The sequence below is a fragment of the Mycobacterium sp. GA-1199 genome (genome assembly GCF_001500045.1).
Lineage (GTDB): Bacteria > Actinomycetota > Actinomycetes > Mycobacteriales > Mycobacteriaceae > Mycobacterium.
This window is the reverse complement of sequence record NZ_LQIX01000053.1, coordinates 176,442-198,224: the sequence shown is the minus strand read 5'-3', so window position 1 is coordinate 198,224 and position 21,783 is coordinate 176,442. Positions and strand designations below refer to the sequence as shown.

At 67.6% G+C, this 21,783-nt stretch carries 21 protein-coding genes; 5 read left to right on the top strand and 16 right to left on the bottom strand.

Features of this window, described 5'->3' with window-relative positions; genetic code table 11:
* The first annotated feature begins 10 nt into the window (after nucleotides 1–10).
* Complete coding sequence (locus AU198_RS21900) at nucleotides 11–1,111, top strand: glutamate--cysteine ligase 2 (protein WP_064350652.1); 1,101 nt, start codon at nucleotides 11–13, stop codon at nucleotides 1,109–1,111.
* On the opposite strand, the gene AU198_RS21895 is transcribed toward AU198_RS21900, so the two are convergent.
* The 11 genes from AU198_RS21895 to AU198_RS21845 form a co-directional block, all read right to left on the bottom strand.
* Nucleotides 1,108–1,830 (bottom strand): anti-sigma factor, encoded by a 723-nt coding sequence (locus tag AU198_RS21895; protein ID WP_064350651.1) that lies wholly within the window; start codon nucleotides 1,828–1,830, stop codon nucleotides 1,108–1,110. The two genes, AU198_RS21900 and AU198_RS21895, sit on opposite strands and share 4 nt — an antisense overlap.
* Nucleotides 1,827–2,408, bottom strand: coding sequence for a sigma-70 family RNA polymerase sigma factor (locus AU198_RS21890; protein WP_064350650.1), 582 nt, complete (start codon nucleotides 2,406–2,408; stop codon nucleotides 1,827–1,829). The genes AU198_RS21895 and AU198_RS21890 overlap by 4 nt, the downstream gene beginning before the upstream one ends.
* Nucleotides 2,405–3,178 carry a DUF1365 domain-containing protein gene (locus tag AU198_RS21885; RefSeq protein ID WP_064350649.1) on the bottom strand — a complete coding sequence of 258 codons (774 nt, stop codon included), beginning with the start codon at nucleotides 3,176–3,178 and terminating at the stop codon, nucleotides 2,405–2,407. Before AU198_RS21885 ends, AU198_RS21890 begins: the two co-directional genes overlap by 4 nt.
* 39 nt (nucleotides 3,179–3,217) lie before the next feature.
* Complete coding sequence (locus AU198_RS21880; protein ID WP_064350648.1) at nucleotides 3,218–4,315, bottom strand: poly-gamma-glutamate hydrolase family protein; 1,098 nt, start codon at nucleotides 4,313–4,315, stop codon at nucleotides 3,218–3,220.
* Nucleotides 4,315–5,541 carry an Nramp family divalent metal transporter gene (locus AU198_RS21875; protein ID WP_064350647.1) on the bottom strand — a complete coding sequence of 409 codons (1,227 nt, stop codon included), beginning with the start codon at nucleotides 5,539–5,541 and terminating at the stop codon, nucleotides 4,315–4,317. Before AU198_RS21875 ends, AU198_RS21880 begins: the two co-directional genes overlap by 1 nt.
* 76 nt (nucleotides 5,542–5,617) lie before the next feature.
* On the bottom strand, nucleotides 5,618–5,860 hold the full coding sequence (locus AU198_RS21870) for a hypothetical protein (RefSeq protein ID WP_064350646.1): 243 nt from the start codon (nucleotides 5,858–5,860) through the stop codon (nucleotides 5,618–5,620).
* Nucleotides 5,861–5,949: 89 nt separating this feature from the next.
* Nucleotides 5,950–6,225, bottom strand: coding sequence for a hypothetical protein (locus tag AU198_RS21865; protein ID WP_064350645.1), 276 nt, complete (start codon nucleotides 6,223–6,225; stop codon nucleotides 5,950–5,952).
* Between the two features lie 33 nt (nucleotides 6,226–6,258).
* Nucleotides 6,259–7,335, bottom strand: coding sequence for an NAD(P)H-dependent amine dehydrogenase family protein (locus tag AU198_RS21860; protein WP_064350644.1), 1,077 nt, complete (start codon nucleotides 7,333–7,335; stop codon nucleotides 6,259–6,261).
* A 10-nt stretch (nucleotides 7,336–7,345) separates the two neighbouring features.
* Nucleotides 7,346–8,137 carry an SDR family oxidoreductase gene (locus tag AU198_RS21855; protein WP_064350643.1) on the bottom strand — a complete coding sequence of 264 codons (792 nt, stop codon included), beginning with the start codon at nucleotides 8,135–8,137 and terminating at the stop codon, nucleotides 7,346–7,348.
* Between the two features lie 186 nt (nucleotides 8,138–8,323).
* On the bottom strand, nucleotides 8,324–9,283 hold the full coding sequence (gene ku / locus AU198_RS21850; protein ID WP_064350642.1) for a non-homologous end joining protein Ku: 960 nt from the start codon (nucleotides 9,281–9,283) through the stop codon (nucleotides 8,324–8,326).
* Entirely contained in the window at nucleotides 9,283–10,215 is a 933-nt protein-coding gene (locus AU198_RS21845) for a carbohydrate kinase family protein (RefSeq protein WP_064350641.1), read from the bottom strand. Before AU198_RS21845 ends, ku begins: the two co-directional genes overlap by 1 nt.
* Nucleotides 10,216–10,401: 186 nt before the next feature.
* Between AU198_RS21845 and AU198_RS21840 the strand changes: the two genes are divergently transcribed.
* Nucleotides 10,402–11,850 (top strand): HNH endonuclease signature motif containing protein, encoded by a 1,449-nt coding sequence (locus AU198_RS21840; RefSeq protein ID WP_502689315.1) that lies wholly within the window; start codon nucleotides 10,402–10,404, stop codon nucleotides 11,848–11,850.
* Between the two features lie 40 nt (nucleotides 11,851–11,890).
* On the opposite strand, the gene AU198_RS21835 is transcribed toward AU198_RS21840, so the two are convergent.
* Entirely contained in the window at nucleotides 11,891–12,148 is a 258-nt protein-coding gene (locus AU198_RS21835; protein WP_353612097.1) for a hypothetical protein, read from the bottom strand.
* Between the two features lie 34 nt (nucleotides 12,149–12,182).
* Here AU198_RS21835 and AU198_RS21830 point away from each other — a divergent pair, with 34 nt between their 5' ends.
* A complete protein-coding gene (locus tag AU198_RS21830; protein ID WP_064350639.1) occupies nucleotides 12,183–14,474 on the top strand; it encodes an ATP-dependent DNA ligase in 2,292 nt (763 codons plus the stop codon).
* Here AU198_RS21830 and rnhA read toward each other — a convergent pair whose 3' ends face one another.
* Entirely contained in the window at nucleotides 14,475–14,936 is a 462-nt protein-coding gene (gene rnhA, locus AU198_RS21825) for a ribonuclease HI (protein ID WP_064350638.1), read from the bottom strand.
* Nucleotides 14,937–14,971: 35 nt separating this feature from the next.
* On the bottom strand, nucleotides 14,972–15,610 hold the full coding sequence (locus AU198_RS21820; RefSeq protein WP_064350735.1) for a VOC family protein: 639 nt from the start codon (nucleotides 15,608–15,610) through the stop codon (nucleotides 14,972–14,974).
* A 205-nt stretch (nucleotides 15,611–15,815) separates the two neighbouring features.
* On the opposite strand from AU198_RS21820, the gene AU198_RS21815 reads away from it, so the two are divergent.
* Complete coding sequence (locus AU198_RS21815; protein WP_064350734.1) at nucleotides 15,816–18,821, top strand: serine/threonine-protein kinase; 3,006 nt, start codon at nucleotides 15,816–15,818, stop codon at nucleotides 18,819–18,821.
* Here AU198_RS21815 and AU198_RS21810 read toward each other — a convergent pair.
* Nucleotides 18,814–19,425 carry an FHA domain-containing protein gene (locus AU198_RS21810; protein ID WP_064350637.1) on the bottom strand — a complete coding sequence of 204 codons (612 nt, stop codon included), beginning with the start codon at nucleotides 19,423–19,425 and terminating at the stop codon, nucleotides 18,814–18,816. The genes AU198_RS21815 and AU198_RS21810 overlap by 8 nt on opposite strands.
* Nucleotides 19,426–19,482: 57 nt before the next feature.
* Nucleotides 19,483–20,478, bottom strand: coding sequence for a hypothetical protein (locus AU198_RS21805; RefSeq protein ID WP_064350636.1), 996 nt, complete (start codon nucleotides 20,476–20,478; stop codon nucleotides 19,483–19,485).
* A gap of 233 nt (nucleotides 20,479–20,711) precedes the next feature.
* Here AU198_RS21805 and AU198_RS21800 point away from each other — a divergent pair, with 233 nt between their 5' ends.
* The gene (locus tag AU198_RS21800; protein ID WP_082691150.1) at nucleotides 20,712–21,713 is read left to right on the top strand and encodes a helix-turn-helix transcriptional regulator; all 1,002 of its coding nucleotides are present in this window, start codon (nucleotides 20,712–20,714) and stop codon (nucleotides 21,711–21,713) included.
* Nucleotides 21,714–21,783 lie beyond the last annotated feature (70 nt).

Sequence of the window (21,783 nt, the reverse complement as noted above, 5' to 3'; positions counted from 1 at the left end):
ATTTCTGCCCATGGCCACGCATCCCACGATCGGCGTCGAAGAAGAGTTCCTGCTCGTTGACCCCACGAGCGGGGAACCGGTCGCGCTCAACGAGGCCGTCGCCCGCGAGGCCGCCGGCCGTGGCGTGAAACTGCAACTCGAACTGACCACGTGCCAGATCGAGACCACCAGCGAGGTGGTCGGCTCGACCCGCGAACTGCGCGACCAACTGCTGCGGCTGCGCCGGCTCTCCGCCGAGGCCGCAGACGCCGCGGGCGCACGGCTGTTGGCGGTCGGGCTGCCGCCCACGCTTCCGCGGGAGTTTCCGATCACCGACACCCCGCGGTACCGGGAGATCGGCGAGAAGTTCGGCATGATCGCTCACGAACAGGGGATCTGCGGCTGCCACGTGCACGTGGCGGTGCCCAGCCGCGAAGCCGCCATCCGTGTCAGCAACCGCCTGCGACCATGGCTGCCCACCCTGCTGGCGTTGAGCGCGAACTCGGCGATCTACCGCAACTCCGACACCGGCTACGCCAGCTGGCGCAGCGTGCTGTGGGCGCGGTGGCCCAGTGCGGGCCCACCTCCGCACTTCGACTCCGTCGACGAGTACGACGCCGTCGTGACGATGCTGCAGCAGGCCGGCGCGATGCGCGACGACGGCATGGTCTATTGGGACGTGCGCCCGTCGAAGAACTTCCCGACCATCGAGGTGCGCGTCGCCGACGTGCCCGCGACGGCGGCCGAGACCGTCCTGCTGGCCGCGTTGACCCGGGCCGCGGTGATGACGGCATTGGAGGACGAGCGGCGTGGCGAGCCGACGCCACCGCTCGCCGCGCATGCGCTCAAGGCCGCCTACTGGAAGTCCGCGCGTGACGGCCTCAACGGCGATGCGGTCGACTTGCTGGAAAGCCATCAGCGTGTGCCCGCCCGCGAGTTGCTGGACCGGCTCGTCGCGCACGTGCGGCCCGCGCTCGAAGCCGTCGGTGACTACGACCTGGTGTCCGACGAGTTGCGCCGCGTCACCGAACAGGGCAACGGCGCCATCCGGCAACGGCGGGCCTGGCAGCGCCGCCGCGACGTGCGCGACGTCGTGGCGGAGGCGGCCGAGGCGACGATGGCGGGAACCTAGGCCAGAGGTAGCTTGGCGAACGGTTCGCTGGTCGGTTCCGCCGAACCTCCCGGCGGTTCGATGGTGAAGGCCAGCGTGCTCGAGTCGCCGAGGTCGGGCAGCACGGCGGTGGTCGACGGGGCCACGGCCTGCGCATCCATGGTGCCCGCGGGATGCGGGCCGTCGGCGTCGACGAGCCACATCTGGTAGACGGTGCCGGGTTGCGGCGGGCTGACGTTGTTCATCACCAGCACCCCGGCGTCCTTCTCGCGGGAGAACACCACGGTCGCGGTGCCGCCGCCCGGAATCTCCCTCGAAACGGTGCGCACATCGGGCGCGGCGAACACCTGCTCGGCGGTCGAGGGTGTGTCCGCCGGCCGCAGCGCGAGACCGACGCCCAGGGCGCCGGCGCCGACCACGACCACGGCGGCAGCGGCCAACGCGGTCTTCTGCCAGCGCGTCGGCCGCGGCCGCAACTGGTGTACCGGCTCGACCCGCTCGCCACCGACCTCGGCCAGCAGGCGCTCGCGCAGCTGCGGGGGCGGTTCGGCCGCGGTGGCCGCCGACACCACCGCCATGGCCTCGCGGACGTTGCGCACCTCCTCGGCGAACGCCTGCGCGACGGCGGGCGGAGCGGCCGCGAGGCGCCGGTCGACCTCCTCGCGTTCGGAGTCGGAGATCGCGTCCAGGGCGTAGGGCGCCGCGAGGGCGCCGAGGTCGGAATCCATGGGCTCGGTCATGCCATCCCCAAGCACTTACGGAGACCGCGGAGGCCGTCGCGCATCCGCGATTTGATCGTGGCGAGATTCGCCGACAGTCGTTCGGAGACCTGGGCGTAGGTCAGCCCGTCGTAGTAGGCCAGCTGGATGCACTCGCGCTGGACGTCCGTGAGCGATCCCAGGCAGTTGGCGACCTGGCGGCGCTCGTCGCGGGTGATCACCGAGTCGACGACGTGATCGGCGGGCGCTTCGACGGTGGTCGCGCCGTAGCGGTCCTCCCGCTGCGTGGCCGCCTGCTCGGACCGCACCCGGTCCACCGCGCGGCGGTGTGCGAGTGTCATCAGCCATGCCAGCGGAGAACCCGCCGAGGGGTCGTAACTTCCCGCGGTGCGCCACACCTGCAGGTAGACCTCCTGCGTCGTCTCCTCGCTGTACCCGGGATCGCGCAGCACCCGGGTCACCAGGCCGTACACCCGCGCACGGGTGCGATCGTAGAAGGTGGCGAAGGCCTCGACGTCCTCCTCGGCAACCTGGCGAAGCAGCTCGTCGAGGTCCGTGGTCACCAGCGGTAGCCTAGCCACCCGCGTGGACACCGTCATGAATATCGCGATCTGGCCATCGTGCCGGCGAAAGCCTCTGTCGGAGCGACAGTTTCGTCGACCGCTTCGGTATCACGCACCACGGGCACCCGCCGCAGCCACAACGTGAGGTGCTGGAGGCGGTACTCCAGCGCGGTCATCAGCGGCGCGAGCGGGGCCTTCGCCTGCATCAGCAGCACCTCGGCGACGCCGGCGCGCCTGCGGGTGCCACGCACGGTGGCGATGAACGCCGGGCCGTTGCCGCGGTGCAGGGATACGGTCACGTTCACCTCGTCGTCGGGGTGCGGCGCGCGCACCAGGTAGTGGCCGTCGGTGCCGTTGAACGGCGACACCCGCAGCCTCTTCGGTGCCATCGATGTCCCGTCGGGGCTCGGCGGCAGCAGGTACGCATGCCGTTCACCGCGGCGGTTGTGCATCTCCATGACGATGTGGCGCACGACGCCCGCCGAGTCGTGGCACCAGTACAGCGTCACCGGGTTGAACGCGTAACCGGCCACCCGGGCCTGCAGCAGCGCGGTGACCCGCCCGCCGCCCAGGTCGACGCCGCGGTCCCACAGGAACGCGTCGATGCGCTGCCGCAGCGAGTCGCCGGGCGCACCGTCGAGGTGGTCGCGGGCGTCGAAGCGCGCGAAGGGACGCAGCCACCACGGCACTCTGGGAAGCCGGTCGACGTCGACCAGCCAGCTGTATCCGTGATGCTCGAAATGGTGGTACACCGGCGCACGACGCAGGTGCGCCGTCCGGGTGCGGTACAGGTACGAACCATCCACATAGCGGTATTCGGAGCCACACGCGAGACGGATGGGTGCTCAGGCCGAGCGGAGTTCCCAGGAATGTGCGGTGGCGACGAGCCCCTGGATCAGCGCGGATGTCGCCGGGGTCAGGCCGTCGTCACCGGGTAGCTGGCTGCGCGGGCTGATGCCGCGCACCCTCGGCGTCAACTCGAGTTGCGCGCCACCTCCGCGTACGCGGTTGACGGGATTGTCGGGGTGCAGCCCGCGCAGTTCCCGCGGGATTGCGTCGAGATCGGTGATGACCTGATAGCCGGGCACTTCGACTTGGTTGGCGAGATGCTCGGCCAGTGCGCGGTTGCGCCCGCCCGCGAGCAGCTGTGTGCTGCGACCGATGCGGCCGTACCCGTGCAGTGACACGGCGACGTCGACGTGCTCGAGGAACTCCGCGAGGCGCTCGGACTCCCGCGCCAGGTACAGCGCCGAGGGCAGATGGTGCGGACAGTGGTCGGGATGGCGCACCGTATACAGCGAGGCGCCCGCCGCGTCGGCGGCACGTTCGGCGATCACATCGGTCATCTGCTCGAGGCCTCCACCGTGGATGGCCAGAAAACCGAAGCGGGACCGCAGGATGCGGTCCTCGACGATTCCCGGCTGCGCCAGGAGCTCTGAAAGCGACTGCGGGGCAGGGATATCCGATTGGCCAGAGCGGCCGGGCCAGTGCGCCGGATCCCACCGTTTGAGGAAATCGACCCAGCGGGGTGGCAGGCCGTGGTGCAGGGCGCCGTCGATGATGCGCTCGAGGTAGCCCGGTCGCGGCGGACCGGGTTCGACGCGATGGTCGATGTACACCCACGCCTCGGCGGGGCCGTCCTCGGTGTGCACGGTGAGCCGGTCACGGCGGTAACGCACCGGAACGCCTTCGGCGCTGTCGAGCACCGCCAGATCGCGGTCGTTGAGCTGCCACAGCACGCCGTGCACTTCGGAGCCGTGGAACGGTTCGACCGTGGCGACGCCGCGCTCGTTGATCAGCCAGTCGTGGTCGGTCAACATCGCCGGCCGCGGATGGGCCGCGTCGGGACACCGCAACGCCATCTGCGCGACGTTGAGGTTCGAGCCGTAGGCGAAGTAGGCGTGCTGCAGCCTCGCCCCGGAAACGACATGGGGCCGACGCATCAACCCGTCAGCGTCAGGTAGATCAACACCACGTTCAAGAGAGTAATCAGGCCGGCGATGACCCACCCGACAGCCGTCGTCACCCGGTGGTTGACGTCGGCGCCCATCAGGGCCCGGTCGCTGGTCAGCCGCACGAGCGGGATCAGCGCGAACGGTATCCCGAACGACAGCACTACCTGCGACAACACCAGCGCCCGGCTGGGATCCAGGCCGATCGCCAACACCGCCAGCGCGGGCAACAGCGTGATGAGGCGGCGCAGCACCAGCGGAACGGAGCGGTGCAGCAGGCCCTGCATGATCATCGCGCCGGCGTACGCGCCCACCGACGACGACGCCAAACCCGAGGCCAACAGGCCGATCGCGAACAGCAGCGCGATCGTCGGCCCCAGGGTCTGTCCGACCGCGGCGTGTGCGCCCTCGATCGAATCGGTGTTGTCCTGACCCCGCAGGTTTGTCGCGGCGACCAACACCATCGACAGGTTGACCGCGCCGGCGATCACCATCGCGATTCCGACGTCCCAGCGCGTGACCCGCAGCAGCATCCGCCGCATCGGCCCGGGTTCGGGGTGGCCGTGCCGGTCCCGTGCCAGCCCCGAATGCAGATACACGGCGTGCGGCATCACGGTCGCGCCCAGCATCGCCGCCGCGATCAGCACGCTCTCGGTGCCCGCGAATCTCGGCACCAGCCCCGTCGCCGCCTCGTCGAGCGGAGGAGGAGCGACGAACAGGCTGGCGAGGAAACCGACCGCGATGACCGCCAGCAGTCCGGTGATGACACGTTCGAACGAGTTCTGGCCGTGGCGGTCCTTGACCATCAGCAACACCAGTGAGACGACACCGGTGATGATGCCGCCGGTGAGCAGCGGGAGGTCGAACAGCAGGTAAAGCGCGATCGCACCACCCACGACCTCGGCGAGATCGGTTGCCATCGCGACCAATTCGGCCTGCACCCAGTAGGTCAGTCGGGTGCTGCGGCGCATCCGGCCACCGACCGCCTCCGGCAGCGACATGCCGGTCACCAGGCCGAGTTTGGCCGAGAGGTACTGCACGATGCAGGCCATCGCGTTGGCCGCCACGATCACCCAGATCAGCAGGAAGCCGAACTGGGCGCCGGCGCTGACGTTGGCGGCGACGTTGCCGGGGTCGACGTAGGCGATGGCCGCCACGAAGGCCGGTCCGAGCAGCAGCCAGTTGCCGCGCGCCTTCACCTCGGTGCCCTGGCCCACCCCGCCCCTCTCTATCCGGAGTTTCGAATAGAAAAGTTAGGGTAGCCGAAACCCTGGGCGTCGGTGGTGGGTGGGGCTACTTGTGCCCGTCGCCGAGCCCGATGATGAGGCCGCCGCCCCATGGCCATCCCCAGTACGGGCTGGTCTGCACTGACGGTGACGTGACGATCTGCGAGCTTCCGTTGGTCTGGCACTGGGTGGTGTTGGGTGCGATGTTGGTGCACTGCGGCGCGGCGCCGGCGACGGGTGCGACTAGTGTCAGCACACCGATGACGCCTGCCGCGAGAGTCGCTGTGAGATAACGAAATCGGGCCTTCATGATCGGCCTCCTCGGCCAGCGGCACTTCTGGTCAGCGGTCACGCAAATAGCGAGCGCTGCGAAAAACGTTGTGAGTCAATCCCGAACGATCACGGGAAGAAGAAGCCGTCGCCCTCCCACATGCTGCCCCAAGGGCCGACGTACTCCTGCTCGGCGGGCGTCGCGTTGATGGAGACGTTACCTGGCGTCACGCACTCGGTGGTGGATCCGCCGATGGCTTGCGCACCGCCGGTGTCGACGCACTGCGGCAGGGTCGGGTTCGGGTTCGGCGCCGGTTCGGCGGCGGCGGGGGAGGCGGCCGCGAGCGCGGCGGCGAAGCCGCCGGCAGCGATCACCGGTGCGAGATAACGAAGTGTGGTCCGCATAGGCACGTCCTCGATTCTGATCGACCCCCGGCTTCAACGCACAGCGTACAGCCCTTTTCCGGTGATCAGCGGCAAGTCCAGAGTGGTGCGGATACCCGGCGGCGCTGCCACGACCGCGGGGATCGCGTTGACGACGCGGGCGGCCGTCGCCACGAGTCCGGCATGGTTGTGGTCCCCGTTGGGGCTGCTCAAGCACAGGTCGACCGTGTACGACGGTTCGCCGGTGATCTCGATGCGGTACGAGCCACCTTCCTGGGCGGGTTGCGGCCAGTCCGGGTGCAGGTCGTCGCGTAGCCGGGTGACGTGTTCGAGCACGACGGCGACTCTGCCGTCTTTGATGCCCTGAACTTCGAAGCGCAGCGCCGCCGCGGTGCCCTTGGCGATGTGGCCGGAGGCGATGTCGAAATCCTCGGGAGCCGGTTCGCGCACATAGGTTTCGGACACCTTGTCGAGTTCGATGCCAAGTCCCGCGGCCAGCTGCCTCACCACCGACCCCCAGGCCAGGCTCAGGACGCCGGGCTGCAACAGCATCGGGATCTCGTCGAGCGGCTTACCGAAGCCCATCACGTCGAACATCACCGTCGCGCTGTCGTAGGTGTCGTAGTTGATGATCTCCATGCACCGGATCTGCTCGATGCTCTGACAGGTTCCGGCGAGCGCGAGCGGAAGCAGGTCGTTGGCGAAGCCGGGGTCGATGCCATTGACAAAGACGCTCGATCCGCCCGTCTGCGTGGCTTCCTCGATCGGCTTGACGAGTTCGGAGGGCAGCACCTCCCACGGGTACTGCAGGAAAACCGCGCTGCTGCCGACGACGTTGACGCCGGCAGCCAGGATGCGTCGGTAGTCCTCGAGCGCCTCGGGCAGTCGGTTGTCGGCCATCGCGGTGTAGACCGCGCACTCGGGGTTGGTCGCCATAACCGCGTCGAGGTCCGTCGTGGCGGTGATGCCCGTCGAAACACCAAGGCCCGCAAGCTCACCCGCGTCCTTGCCGGCCTTGGCCTCCGACGACACCCAGACGGCGGTGAGCTCGTACTGCGGATCGTTGATGAGTTGTGTCAGCGCGTGCCTGCCGACGTTGCCGGTGCCTACCGCAGCCACCTTGATCGTCATGGAAGTCCTCTCACAGATCCGGGATGGGCATGTCGAGATTGGGCACCGTCAGACCGCCGTCGACCTCCAGCGTCTTACCGGTCAGGTAGCTGCCCGCGGGCGAGGCCAGGTAGACCGCGGCGGCGGCGATGTCCTGCGGATCGCCGAGCCGGCGCATCGGGGTGGCCTGCTCCATCGGCTTACGCAGCTCGTCGTTGGAGGCCACGATGTCGAGCGCCGACGTGAGGATGGACCCCGGCGCGATCGCGTTGACCCGGATACGCGGGCACAGGTCGAGTGCGGCCAGCCGGGTGTAGTGGGCCAGCGCGGCCTTGGCCGTTCCGTAGGCGGCGAAACCCCGGCCGGCCAGTCGGCCCATCGTCGAGGTGATGTTGATGATGGAGCCGCCGCCGGAGTGCTCGAGCATCAGCGGAACCGCTGCGGTGGTGAGCGCGTGCGCGGTGGTCACGTTGAAGGTGAACGCATCGCGCAGGTCCTTGGTGGAGGTGTTCAGTAGCGCGTTGGGCATGGTGCCGCCGACGTTGTTGACGACGATGTCTAGTTTGCCGAACGCTTCTATCGCGGCGCCGGCCAATGTGGCGGTGTCGGCGGGGTGGGCCAGGTCGGCGACCACAACGTGCGCCCTGCGGCCGACGCCCTTGATCTGCTCGGCGACCTCTTCGAGTTGGGACTGTGTGCGTGACGCGATCACCACGTCCGCACCGGCTTCGGCGAATGCGAGCGCCATCGCGGCACCCAGGCCGCGACCGGCGCCGGTGACCACAGCGACCTGATCGTCGAGCCGAAATCTGTCGAGAATCACGTTTCGAATCCTTCCCTCGCCGGGCGAACCGTAACAGGGCGAGGCGCCCCGCGTGAGGGGTTTCTGAAACACGTTCTACTTTTCGCGAGACGTACAACAGGGTGGTACTTCGACCGGTTAGCACGACCCTGTTGTACGTCTCGCGAGAATCAAGGGCGACGGCGCCGAGCGGCTGGCGGCGACTGGCTATTTCTTGGCGGCGGACTTCTTCGCGGGAGACTTCTTGGCGGTCGATTTCTTCGCGGCCTTTTTGGCGGGTGTCTTCTTCGCGGCGGTCTTCTTGGCGGCGCTCTTCTTCGCGGGCGCCTTCTTGGCCGGCTTATCGTCGTCGGAACTCTTTGAGCCGCCGCGACCCTCGCGTCGCGCCTTCACACTGGCTTCCAGCTTGGCCAGTAGATCGGAGACGTCCTCGGTCTCGTCGAGTTCCTGCGGCTGCTCTTCGGTGGTGAACGCTTCGCCGCCTTCGAGTTTCGCCGCGATCAGCTCCCGCAACTGCTCCTGGTAGTCGTCGTGGTAGCGGTCGGGGTTGAAGTCGTCGGTCATCGAGTCGACGACCTGGGTGGCCACCTTCAGCTCGGCGGGTTTGATGTCGACTTCCTTGTCCAGCACCGGGAAGTCGGGATCGCGGATCTCGTCGGGCCACAGCAGTGTCTGGATCACCATGACGTCGCGCTTACTGAAGTCCTGAACACGCAACGCTGCGAGCCGCGTCTTGTTACGCAACGCGAAGTGCACGATCGCGACCCGGTCGGTCTCCTTGAGCGTCTTGGTCAGCAACACATACGACTTCGACGACTTGCCCTCCGGCTCGAGGAAGTAGCTGCGGTCGTACATCATCGGATCGATGTCGGCGGCCGGGACGAATTCCAGCACCTCGATCTCGCGGCTGCGTTCCTCAGGCAACGTGGCGATGTCCTCGTCGGTGATGATCACCGTCTGGCCGTCGTCGGATTCGTAGGCCCGGGCGATGTCGCGATACTCGACTTCCTCACCGTCGATCTCGCAGACGCGTTTGTACCGGATGCGCCCGTTGTCCTTCGCGTGCACCTGGTGGAACTTCACATCGTGGTCCTGCTGCGCGCTGTAGACCTTGACCGGGACGTTCACCAGGCCGAACGCGATCGAACCCTTCCATATGGAACGCATCAACCCAGTATGGCCGATTCCAGGGCCGCATCGCGGCTACGGCGATCGGGAAGGTCGGCGCCGGCGCGGGCGACCGTCAGCGCCGACGACATCGCGGCGGTGCGGATGGCGGTCGTCAGGTCGGCCGTGCCGATCCGCGCCAGGTCACGACGCCGCTGGGCGCCCAGCAGCCCCAGCGTCCACAGCGCGTCGATCAGACCGCTCATGTACGCATCGCCCGCGCCCACGGTGTCGACGACGTCCACCTCGAACGCCGGCACCCGCACCAGACCCTGCGCACACAGCGCGAACGACCCCTGCCCGCCCATCGTCACCACGACGATCGACGGGCCCAGCGACAACCACGTCTGTGCGATCTGTTCGGGCGGCCGGCCGGGATCGAGCCACCGCATGTCCTCATCGCTGGCCTTCACCACGTCGCAGCGCTCGATGAGCCGGTCGATGCGGGCGCGCGCCGCGTCGGCGTCCTCGATCAGCGCCGGCCGCACATTCGGATCGAACGTCACGGTGGCCGAGGGGTGGTAGGTGTCGACCAGTGCGGCGGTGGCACGGCATCCGGGTTCGAGCACCGCGGCGATCGAACCGGTGTGCACCACCAGCGGCGGCCCGACCTCGGGCGTGCCGGTCAGTTGCCACTCGATGGCGAACTCGTACTGTGCCGAGCCCTGCTCGTCGAGCGTGGCCAACGCCGTCGGGGTTCGCGCTGCATTCGTACTTCCCGTAACCAGTTGCACCCCAGCATCTTCGACATAGTCGGCGATGCGCTGTCCGCGCTCGTCGTCGGCGATATGGGTCAGGAAGTCGACGCCGCGGCCCAGGCGGGCCAGTCCGACCGCCACGTTGAGCGGGCTCCCGCCGACGTGTTCACCCGTGATGCGTCCGCCTTGCTCGACGATGTCGATCAAGGCCTCGCCGATCACCAGGGCCCTCATGGCGTGTCCTCCGGGATCGATGCCTCGCGCGTCATCCGAACGCGGGCCGGCAGAGCCGTTGTTGGAAGCTCGAGGAAGGCTGAACCTCTTGTGTGACAACACTTTAAAGTAATCGGCGAAGCTTCTTAGAGAATTCTTCGGAGATACGTCGCCAAGTCCTTAGAGTTCGCTCATATGTTCGATTATATGAGTTCCGAAGTGGTGCAAGCAGCGGTCGCCACGCTGCGCGCCGCGTTCGACGAACTGGCCGCGCTGCCCATCGACACGCTCTCGGCGACGGATTTGGTCGGCGTGCTCGACGAGCTCGAAACCCTCACCTGCCAGATGCCCGCGCAGAGCCACCGCCTGCTGGCGCGCTTGCAGGTCGAGAAGACCGCCAAGGAGATGGGCGCCAAGTCGTGGTGCGACGTTCTGTCCATCCGGTGGCGTATCTCTGCCAGTGAGGCGCGCCGCCGACTCGATGAGGCGGCATTGTTGGCGCCACGGCGCACACTGACCGGAGAACCACTCGAGCCGGTACTGCCAGCGACGGCGGTCGCCCAGGCGCACGGGTTCATCAACCGTGAACACGTCAAGGTCGTGCGCGAGGCGATGGGCCGCATTCCGGCGGCGGTCGATTCCCTCACCCGCGCGCAGATCGAAGTCGACCTGGCCCGCTGCGCCGTCGGCGTTGGCCCAAAGGTATTGAAGGACAACGCTGACCGCATCCTGTTCCTGCTCGACCAGGACGGCCCCGAACCCGACGACAGGGAGCGTGCACGGCGTCGCGGATTGTGGAAGGGGCCGCAGGGTCCCGACAAGATGATCCCGGTGAGGGCCACGCTGACTCCTGAAGCATGGGCGATATTCGAGGCCGTCTTCGCCAAGTGGGCCGCGCCGGGCATGTGCAACCCCGACGACGAGAATCCCTGTGTCTCCGGTACACCGACACAAGAGCAGATCGACAAGGACCACCGTAGTCTGGCTCAACGTCAGCACGATGCGTTGATCGCGATCGGGCGCAGCGTGCTGGAAAGCGGTGAATTGGGTCAGCACAACGGGTTGCCGACTTCGGTCATCGTCCGCACCACCTTGGGAGAACTCGAGAGCCTTGCGGGCATTGGCGTCACCGGTGGCGGCACGGTCATCCCCATCGCCGACGTCATCCGCATGGGCACCCACGCCAACCACTACCTGGCGGTGTTCGACAAGGCCACCGGATCGGCGCTGGACTTGTTCCGTGCCCGCCGCGTGGCGTCGCCGGCCCAGCGAATCGTGCTCATCGCCCGCGACGGCGGCTGTACGAAGCCGGGGTGCACCGTGTCCGCGTACGGGTGCCAGGTTCATCACGCCGCCTGCGACTGGGGCAACGACGGGCAAACCAACGTCGACGAACTCGGCTTGGCGTGTGGGCCCGACAACCGCATGGTCGGCCCCGACGGCTGGACCACCCGGGTCAACGACACCAACGATGTCGAATGGATACCGCCCCCGCACCTCGACACCGGACAAGCCCGTGTCAACGATTTCCACCGTCCGGAACGACTACACCGTCCACCGGACGGAGACCCCGAAGTGCCGGAAGTCGACGCTGAGGACCCGAGTTCGGCTTCGGCCAGCGGCGAGACACACGGGCCGGAACCCGATGCGGCCTGATGCAGCGGCGCCGCGACTGCTCGACCTCGCGGATGAACCGTCACCCCACGACTTGTGGATTCCCCGGGTCCAGGCCGTCGGCCAGATTCGGGTCGAGTCCACTGGGCGAGTGGGTGAACTCCTGGTGCGCCGGCGGGCGGCAGTTGTTGTCCATCGGCGTCTGGTCGCCCGAGCAGTAGGGCACGAGATCCTGCGGATCCGCCGCGGCCTGCGGTGCCGCCAGCAGGGCGGCGGCCGCGATCAGCGCCGCTTGCAGACTTGCCGCCGCGACCAGCACCGCCGAGGAGATTCTCGCCACGGGTTCAACGTAGCAGCGGGTATACGTTCACACTGTGGATCGATTCGGCCGGGTGAAGCTGACGAACCCGGACAAGGTGCTGTACCCGGCGACGGGCGATCGGCCGAAGGCCGTCACAAAAGGTCAAGTGTTCGACTACTACGTCGGCATCGCCGAGGCCATGATCCCCCACATCGCGGGCCGCGCCGTGACCCGCAAGCGCTGGCCCAACGGCGTCGAGGAACCGTCGTTCTTCGAGAAACAACTCGCCTCGTCGGCACCGGACTGGCTGGAGCGCGCGTCGGTCACCCACCGCTCGGGGACGACGACCTATCCGCTGATCAACACCGCCGAGGGCCTGGCGTGGATCGCGCAGCAGGCCGCACTCGAAGTGCACGTCCCGCAGTGGCGGTTCGTCTCCACGGACGACGGCCCACCGACGCCCGGACCGGCGACCCGCATCGTCTTCGACCTCGACCCCGGCGAGGGGGTCTCTTTCCGCCAGCTCTGCGAGGTCGCCCACGAGGTCCGCGGTCTCATCACCGACATCGGGTTGACCACGTTCCCACTCACCAGCGGCAGCAAAGGCTTGCACCTGTACGTCCCGCTCGAGGAGCCGATCAGCTCGCAGGGCGCATCCGTGCTCGCGCGACGGGTCGCACAACAGCTCGAGAAGACGATGCCCAAACGCGTGACCGCGACGATGACCAAGAGCGTGCGCACCGGCAAGGTCTTCGTCGACTGGAGCCAGAACAACGGGGCCAAGACCACGATCGCGCCGTATTCGCTTCGCGGACGCGCACATCCGACGGTTGCCGCACCGCGCACCTGGGACGAGATCGAGGACCCCAAGCTGCGACACCTGAACTTCGACGAGGTGCTCGACCGGGTGCAGGAGATGGGGGACCTGTTGGCACCGCTCGACGAGGCGGTGCCCGTACCGGACCGGCTGACCACCTATCGCAGCATGCGCGACGCGTCGAAAACCCCTGAGCCGGTGCCGAACAAACCGCCGAAGACCGGAAACAACGACAAGTTCGTCATCCAGGAACACCACGCCCGCAGACTGCACTACGACCTGAGGCTCGAACGCGACGGCGTCCTCGTGAGCTGGGCGGTGCCCAAGAACCTGCCCGACACCCCGTCCGTCAACCACCTCGCCGTCCACACCGAGGATCACCCGCTGGAGTACCTGACTTTCCACGGCGAGATTCCCAAAGGGGAGTATGGCGGCGGCAAGATGATCATCTGGGACACCGGCACCTACGAGGCTGAGAAGTTCAACGACGTGCCACCCGACAGTTCGAAAGACGGCGGCGAGGTCATCATCAACCTGCGCGGTAAGAAGATCGACGGCCGCTATGCGCTGATCCAGACCGACGGCAAGAACTGGCTCGCGCATCGCATGAAGGATCAGAAGCACCCGCAGGCAGGAGATCTCGCGCCGATGCTATCGACCGAGGGCTCGGTCGCGAAGCTCAAGGCGAGCCAGTGGGCGTTCGAGGGCAAATGGGACGGCTATCGCGTGATCGTCGACGCGGACCGGGGCAGGCTCACGGTCCGCTCCCGGCGTGGCCGCGACGTCACCGGTGAATTTCCCCAATTCGAGGCGGTGGCAGCCGATCTCGCCGACCACCATGTCATCCTCGACGGCGAGGCCGTCGCACTCGACGAGTCCGGTGTGCCCAGCTTTTCGGAGATGCAGAACCGCGCCCGCTCCACCCGTGTGGAGTTCTGGGCGTTCGACATCCTGCACCTCGACGGTCGGTCATTGTTGCGCGCCAAGTACTCCGACCGGCGCAAGCTGCTCGAGGCACTGGCCGACGGCGGCGGATTGATCGTGCCCGACCAGTTGCCCGGCGACGGCCCCGAGGCGATGGAGTACGCCCGTAAGAAGCGGTGGGAGGGTGTGGTCGCCAAGAGGCTCGACTCGGCCTACCAGCCCGGCCGGCGGTCGAAGGCCTGGATCAAGGACAAAGTATGGAACACGCAGGAAGTCGTGATCGGCGGCTGGCGGCAGGGTGAAGGCGGACGCTCGAGCGGCATCGGCTCGCTGATGCTTGGGATTCCGGCAGACGGCGGGCTCCAGTTCGTGGGTCGCGTCGGCACGGGATTCACGGACAAGGCGTTGGCCGAACTGAAGCAGACCCTCAAACCGCTCGAGACCAAAGAGAGTCCGTTCAACGAACGGCTGCCGCGCCAGGACGCGAAAGGTGTGACGTTCGTGCGACCAGAACTGGTCGGCGAGGTGCGCTACAGCGAACGCACCTCGGATAACCGCCTGCGCCAACCGAGTTGGCGCGGGCTACGACCCGACAAGGAACCCCGCGAGGTCGTGTGGGAGTAGTCAGGCCAGCATAGTCCTGGCTTCGACCGCTTGGAGCATTCCCCGCGTCGCCAACCGGTCGGCCAGCTCGTTGTCGGCCACGCCCGAGTGTCCCTTGACCCAGAACCACTCGACTTGGTGTCCCGCACAGGCCAATTGGAGCCGCTGCCACAGGTCGACGTTCTTCACCGGCTGCTTCGCGGCCGTCAGCCAGCCGTTGCGCTCCCAGCCGAGCACCCACTTGGTGATGCCGTTACGGACATAGGTGCTGTCGGTGTACAGGTGCACCACAACGGGCCGCGTCAATGCCTCCAACGCCATGATCGGCGCAGTCAGCTCCATCCGGTTGTTGCTCGTCTGCGCCTCGCCACCGCACATCTCCCGCACGTGCGAACGCTGACGCAGCACGGCACCCCAGCCGCCGGGACCCGGATTGGGCCGGCAGCCGCCGTCGGTGTGAATGACGACTGGGTCCTGGCTCACCCGACGAGGATAAGCATCGAGCCCGAGACGTCGGCTCAGCGACGCGCGGGGGCCGACATCATCGCCGTCCGGACCGACATCCCCAACTCCTGATGCCGCAGCGTGGTGATGCGGCGTCCGGGCTGCACCGCGTCCTTGACCGGCCCGGTGCGGTCACCGAAGAACGCCGCGGTCGCGTCGATGTCGGCGACGACGTAGGTGATCCCCCACAGCGTTGACGGTGCTTGGCTCGTGGTTCCGGGTGAGCCGACGACCTCGACGATCACTTCGCCGAACCGGAAGAAGATCTGGCGGATCGGCCTGCCGCCGAGTTCACCGTCGCGTTCGCGACGTGGTGCGACCTCCACTGCGGCGAGGACCTGAACGGTGCGGTCCACATCGGGGGAGAGCACCACGATGTGGTCGATTGCGGTGACCCCGTTCGCGTGCGTGGCCCCCGTCGCAGAAGCGGCTTTCGACACCGTTGTCGGGATGCCGTCGACCTCGGAAAGCACCTTATCCGAGGGCAATCCGCGTAGTGACCATCCCACGATGCCGCTGCCCCCGTCGGAGCCGACCAACCGGATGCGCACGCCGTCCACTCGACAGGTGGCATCCTCATCGACCGTGAAACCGGCTCGAGTCCAGGCGTCCGCCGAATCGGCGACCACGATTTCATCGACGGTGACGGCGATCGATGTCACCGTTGAAGTATGACTTCCGCCGGTCAGCGGCGGCACCGAACCCGGCGGCGGCATCCGTCGCAACGCGCTGCCTCTTTGCCGGCCATACCTCCCAGTACGGGCATTCCTTTCAGAACTGCGGAATCACCCTTCGAATGCGTGCTTGCTCGGTACTTTGAGGGCGAACGATCCGCAGTTCACCGGAGGGCGGTGGCACATGGCCGGGGGAATAGCGACTGAATTAGCGGCCGCCGGTTTCACCGACGCCGTCGAGATCGGCCGGGGTGGCGGGGGCGTCGTCTACCGCTGCTATCAACAGTCATTGGCGCGGAGCGTCGCGATCAAGGTGCTCGCATCCGATCTCGACGACGACGACCGGGAACGGTTCCTGCGCGAGGGCTACGCGATGGGTGCGCTTTCCGGGCATCCGAACATCGTCAACATCCTGCAGGTCGGTGTCACCGAGAGCAACCGGCCCTTCATCGTGATGCCCTACCACCGTGAGGGGTCCCTTGCGGAGCGACTGCGTCGCGAGGGCCGCATCGGGTGGCCCGAGGCGCTACGGATCGGCGTGAAACTCTGTGGCGCACTGGAAACCGCGCATCGGACCGGCACCCTGCACCGCGACATCAAACCCGCCAATGTGCTCTTCAACGATTACGGCGAACCACAGCTGAGCGACTTCGGAACCGCCCGGATCGCGGGTGGATACAAGACGGTGACCGGGTTTTTCACCGGAACGCTGTCCTACACCGCGCCGGAGGTGCTGGAGGGAAACCCGCCGACCGTCGAGGCCGACGTGTACTCGCTCGGCGCCTCCATCTACGCGCTCATCGCGGGCAAGCCGCCGCACGAGCGCAAGACCGACGAGGATTTGATCGCCCACTACCTGCGCATCACCTCGACTCCCATCCCGGATCTGCGTCCCCAGGGCATTCCCGCGGACGTGTGTGCCGTGGTCGAGAAGGCGATGGCCCGCGAACCCGCCGACCGCTACGCGTCCGCGGCGGACTTCGGTCACGAGCTGCAGTTGGCGCAGCGACACAACGGATTGACGGCGGACGTGATGGCTCTCAGCGAGCCGAGCGCTCCACCCCAGCAACCGGAAGGTACGCAGGCGGTGCCGATCTCCGAGCTCGCCGAACCGTCCGTTTCCGCTCAACCGCAGCCGGTCCCGTCGGCCCCACCGCGAAAACCCGACACGTCGGGCGAACCCGCGGGGCCCGCGCCCGAGCCGGGGATGTTCGCGCACACCGCGTCGATCAGCCAGTCGAGCCTGCCCTGGCAAGTGCCGCCGGGGGTGCGACCCGATCCGCCGGGGTCCGCCCCACCGAAGACGCGGAATCGGAAACGGGTCCTGCTCGTCTCGGGTGCGGTGGTGGCGGTGCTGCTGCTCGTGGCCAGCGGTGTCCTCGTGATCGCCTCGACGCGGGACTCCGATGGCGGCCAGACCGCTGCCCCCGCGCAACCGGCCGCTGAAGCGCAACCGGCCTGGCGGCCGATCGCCGACGCGCGCGTCGCCCGCGACGCGGTGGCCGCCACCCAGGCCGACGGCACCATCTGGGTTTTCGGCGGCCTGGGCGCCGATGGTCGCGTCAGCGGCAGACACGAGGGTTACGACCCCGCCATCGACAGCTGGAAGAGCGGCGAGGATCTGCCCGTCCCCGTGCAGCATGCGATGGCGGTGACCTGGCGGGAGAACCCGGTCGTACTCGGCGGGTGGCGTACCGAAGGAAACGACGCCAAGGTCGCGACCGATCGGGTGTGGCGGGTGGTCAACAGTCGCTGGACCGAACTGCCGCCACTGTTGCAGCCCCGCGCGGCCGGGACCGCCGCGGTGATCGGTGACCGGATCGTTGTCATCGGCGGCGTGGACGCCGCAGGCAAGCTGCTCAACACCACGGAGGTCTTCGACGGCACCTCCTGGCGGCTCGGCGCCCCGATCCGGACCCCGCGTCAGATGTTGAGTGCGGCATCCGACGACAAGCTGGTGTACGCGATCGGTGGCACGACCGGGACCACCGACGTGGCGACCGTCGAGGCGTACGACCCGGCCGCCGACAGCTGGTCGAGCCTGCCCGAACTTCCCGAACCGAGAAGCGATTTCGGCGTCGCGGCCACCGACGAACGGTTGGTGGTGGTCGGCGGCACTTCCGGAGGGCAGGTGTTGAAGAGCGTGCTCGCGTTCGATCTGTCGACGACGACGTGGTCCGGCCTGCCCGACATGGGGACCGCTCGCCACGGTATGGCGGTGGCCGCGGTGGGCAATCGCGTGTACGCCATCGGTGGGTCGACGGGCGCCGGTGACGACAAGATCACCGCGTCGGCCGAAACGTTGAAACTGCCCGCGCGCCAACCGCAACCCGCTGCCGAGTGGCGGGTCCTGCCGGATGCGCCGACCGCTCGGTTGATGATGGCCTGGACGGTGCTCGACGACAAGATCTGGATCGCCGGCGGTATTCGCGAAGGCGAAACCCTCGACACCGTCGAGAGCTTCGATCCGCAGACGCAAAATTGGCAGCCTCAGCCGTCGTTGCCGATCCCGCTGCACCATGCGACGGCTGCCACATACAAGGGGGAGGTCGTCGTCCTCGGTGGCGCCACCGACAACATCGGAGAACCCTCGGACAAAGTATTCGCCCTGCGTGATGGCAAGTGGACCGAACTGCCGGCTCTGCAACACGGCCGGGCGGGAGCGGCGGCGGCCGTCGTCGGCGACAAGCTCGTCGTGGTCGGCGGCCAAAGCGACAAACAGCTCGTCGTGCCGACAGAGGTGTTCGACGGCGAGTCCTGGACGCAGGGCGCCGACATGCCCACGCCGCGGGAACATCTGGCGGCGGTCTCGGATGGCAGTTACGTTTACGCCGTGGGCGGTCGGTCATTGAGCGCCGACGAGAACACCGCCGCGTTCGAACGGTTCGATCCCTCGTCCGGAGAATGGAAAGCGTTGCCGGACATGCCGACTCCGCGCGGCAGCTACGGCGCCGCCTACATCGACGGCCGGATCGTCGCGGTGGGTGGCGAGGAGCCCACGCGCGTGCTGCCGACGGTCGAGATGTATGACATCGCCAACGGAAAGTGGACGACGGCGGCGCCCATCGGAACTCCGGTGCACGGCCAGGTGGTGGCCGCGGTCGGTTCGGCGGTGTATTGCATCGGTGGCGCCGACCGGCCGACCCACGAAGGACCGGTCGCGAACGTGGAGGTCCTCGAGTTCACATAGCGCGAAGTTGTGCAAGCGTGACGGCGCCGCGCCGCAGCGCCTCGTTGGCCAGCCGGACCCTGCGGTCGCCCTCGGCGGGGACGGCGAACTTGTCGTAGAGGTTCTGCAGATGCTGTTTGACCGCGGCCTCGGTGACGAACAACTCACCGGCCATCCGGCGGACCGATGCGGGTTCGGGGAACGGGTCGTCGGAGACCAGTGGCCGGCACAGCACGACGAGCACGTCGAGTTCGCGCCGGGTCAGGCGTGGCGGGGGCTCGACGCCCTGGGCGGCGACCGTCTCCTCGTCGAGCTTGCCGTCCCCGCTGTCCCTGACCTCCCAGAAGATCAGCCGTGATTTGCCCAGCCGCACTTCGTCGCCGGAGCGCAGGACACGCTCCGCGGTGATCCGTTCGCCATTGAGGTAGGTGCCGTTGCGGCTGCCGAGATCCCTTATCGACCAGGCGAACCCCAAGTTCTCCAGGACGGCGTGCAACCGCGAGACGGTCTCGTCGTGCTCCAGTGACACCGCGTTGGTGGAGGCCTTCCCGAGGGTCACCCGCTCACCGTTGAGTGGAACCAGCTCCCGCCCCGACGGTCTCGAGATTTCCAGGTGCGACGACATGGGACCTCCTATCGAAGCAATTCTGGCCCAGATAGGAGGTCCCTGGTCGACGAACGCTCACGGCCGATTGGTGAACTTCTTGTAGGCGCGGATGACCCGTTTGGCCGGGGCCGATTCGGACAACGGCGGCCAGGGCCATTCGCTGCGGTCGCGTCCACGCGGCGCCTTGAGGAAGGCCAACCCCAGCACCAGCCCGAAGATCAGGTGTCCAACCAGGGTGATCGTCACGGTCGCGATGTTCAGCGGGAACATCATCTCCTCGCCGCGGGGGGCCAGTGCGACCGTCGCCATCAGCCCGGCCCACGTTGGGAACACCGCGAAGGCGACCGATGCCAGCACCGCGTAGACGTTGCGCCACCGGTCGATGCCCAGCGCGAACGCGACGACGAAGAACGCCACACCCAGACCGCCACCGTCGCCGATGTAGCGCCACACGTAACCGACCGCCGCGCTGCCCGCGGTGTCCGGCTCACCGGTGACGAACGACCCCATCACCGGAATGAAGTCGCCCATCAGGCCCAGCACGTGCACCGCGAACAGCCGCGCCGCGTCATAGACGATGCAGGCCACCATGCCTGCGATCAGCCCGCGGCCCACGATCATGTCGATTCGGTGCGGGACGAACGCGATGAGCGCGCCCAGCACTGCGCACAGCGTTATCAGGACCACCGACGTGACGTTCTGCGGCACCAGGCCGAACACGTCGACCGAGATGCCCAGGATCGGCATCGAGGCCAGCAGCATCACCAGCAGAAGACGCGCGACATCCCACTTGGTCGGCGGCTTCTTGACCGAGCTCAGGTCCAGGTAGCGCTGCCGCACCGTGTTGGCCACCTTCCCGACGACCGGCAGGTCGATCGGGCGCAACCGCACCGTCTTGCCGTCGAAGGCGCTGGTGGCCTTCGGGAGGGGCGTCGTCGCCGGCCTGGTCGCACGCAGGCGCGTCGTCACGGCGTCGGTGCGGGTGGTCGGGGGCCGTCGTCGCACCGGCAGGTCGCCGGGGCGCAGCCGGACGGTTTCGTAGGGTCGGTCGGTGCCGGTCGTCGCGGTCATCGTCTTCCTTCAGCTCAGAGGGACGCATCCATCGTCGCGGGCGAAACCGGGACGCGTAATCGCCCGAAAGCCAGGTCCCACGGCTTTCGGGGAAGGTTTTTCTAGTTGTTGGGTAAGACCGCGCAGCGCATGCGCCGAAAACGGCTCAGCTTTCGTGTTCGGGACCCTTCGACTGGGTATGCTCTCGGCACTGGGGCTGAGATGACAGCTTCGCCACGCCTCGCCTCGATGAGGTGACCCCGATCAGCACTGCAGCTTTCGAAGCGCACCGGCTTGAACGCACACAGGCGGAGATCAGTGATCTCGCCGACGCGGACGAGTACCTCGAAGACGCCTACGGCGTGAAGTTGAGGCTTACCCGCAAACCATCACCTCGCCGGGAAGGGCCGCTTCTCACACATTCCCGCGTACGGGTGGGTCCGCTGATGCTCGACGAAATCTTTGTCGCAGGCCAGATCGAGGTCCGCCCCGATCCGCTCAATCAGGTGGCCGCCATCTGGCCTACGGGCGGTCGGGTGGCCAGCGCCTGCGAGGGGACGCGATCCGAGGTCACGACCGGCGAGGTTGGGATGCTGACCCAGCCCCACCTCCCGTACCGGGCCCATTCAGAGGATGCGCGCGTCACAGCGGTCTTCATGGATCCCGCGGTCGTCGCGGGTGTGGCTACCGGTCTTCCCAGGGGACAGGCGCCGCTGCCGATTCGTTTCAAGACCTTTTCGCCCGTCGACGAGAGCGCGGCCCAGGCGTGGAAGAACACGGTCCGCTACGTCCAGGACATCGTGCTGTCCGACGAGGCCCTCGCTACGCCGTTGGTCGTCGGCCATGCGAGTCGACTGCTGGCGGCGGTGACGCTGGCGACTTTCCCGAACACGGCGGCGACCGAGCCCAGACCGCACGACCGCACCGACCACAAGCCGGAGTTGTTGCGGCGCGCGATGGAGTTCATGGACACGAACGCCACCAACGACATCGCTCTCGCCGACATCGCCGAGGCCATCCACGTCACGCCGCGGGCGGTGCAGTACATGTTCCGGCACCACCTGGACACCACTCCGTTGCAGTACCTGCGTCGGCTCCGCCTGCACTACGCACACCAGCAACTCCTGGCCGCCGACCGCAGCAGCGATACGGTGACCGAGATCGCCGCGCGGTGGGGATTCGCCCACACCGGACGCTTCGCGGTGTTGTACCGCCAGACCTACGGGCAGAGCCCCCACACCACACTGCGTGGCTAGTAGCGAGCGCGGACGCCCCGGGCGACAGACGGCGTAAATTCGGCGGCAGAGCTTGACCGTCCGGAGCGAG

Coding starts and splice junctions, on each gene's coding strand:
- AU198_RS21865 (WP_064350645.1), bottom strand. CDS start 6,225: ATGCGGACCACACTTCGTTATCTCGCACCGGTGATCGCTGCCGGCGGC.
- AU198_RS21815 (WP_064350734.1), top strand. CDS start 15,816: ATGGCCGGGGGAATAGCGACTGAATTAGCGGCCGCCGGTTTCACCGAC.
- AU198_RS21805 (WP_064350636.1), bottom strand. CDS start 20,478: ATGACCGCGACGACCGGCACCGACCGACCCTACGAAACCGTCCGGCTG.
- AU198_RS21845 (WP_064350641.1), bottom strand. CDS start 10,215: ATGAGGGCCCTGGTGATCGGCGAGGCCTTGATCGACATCGTCGAGCAA.
- AU198_RS21860 (WP_064350644.1), bottom strand. CDS start 7,335: ATGACGATCAAGGTGGCTGCGGTAGGCACCGGCAACGTCGGCAGGCAC.
- AU198_RS21840 (WP_502689315.1), top strand. CDS start 10,402: ATGAGTTCCGAAGTGGTGCAAGCAGCGGTCGCCACGCTGCGCGCCGCG.
- AU198_RS21895 (WP_064350651.1), bottom strand. CDS start 1,830: ATGACCGAGCCCATGGATTCCGACCTCGGCGCCCTCGCGGCGCCCTAC.
- AU198_RS21880 (WP_064350648.1), bottom strand. CDS start 4,315: ATGCGTCGGCCCCATGTCGTTTCCGGGGCGAGGCTGCAGCACGCCTAC.
- AU198_RS21900 (WP_064350652.1), top strand. CDS start 11: ATGGCCACGCATCCCACGATCGGCGTCGAAGAAGAGTTCCTGCTCGTT.
- AU198_RS21890 (WP_064350650.1), bottom strand. CDS start 2,408: ATGACGGTGTCCACGCGGGTGGCTAGGCTACCGCTGGTGACCACGGAC.
- AU198_RS21810 (WP_064350637.1), bottom strand. CDS start 19,425: ATGTCGTCGCACCTGGAAATCTCGAGACCGTCGGGGCGGGAGCTGGTT.
- AU198_RS21870 (WP_064350646.1), bottom strand. CDS start 5,860: ATGAAGGCCCGATTTCGTTATCTCACAGCGACTCTCGCGGCAGGCGTC.
- ku (WP_064350642.1), bottom strand. CDS start 9,283: ATGCGTTCCATATGGAAGGGTTCGATCGCGTTCGGCCTGGTGAACGTC.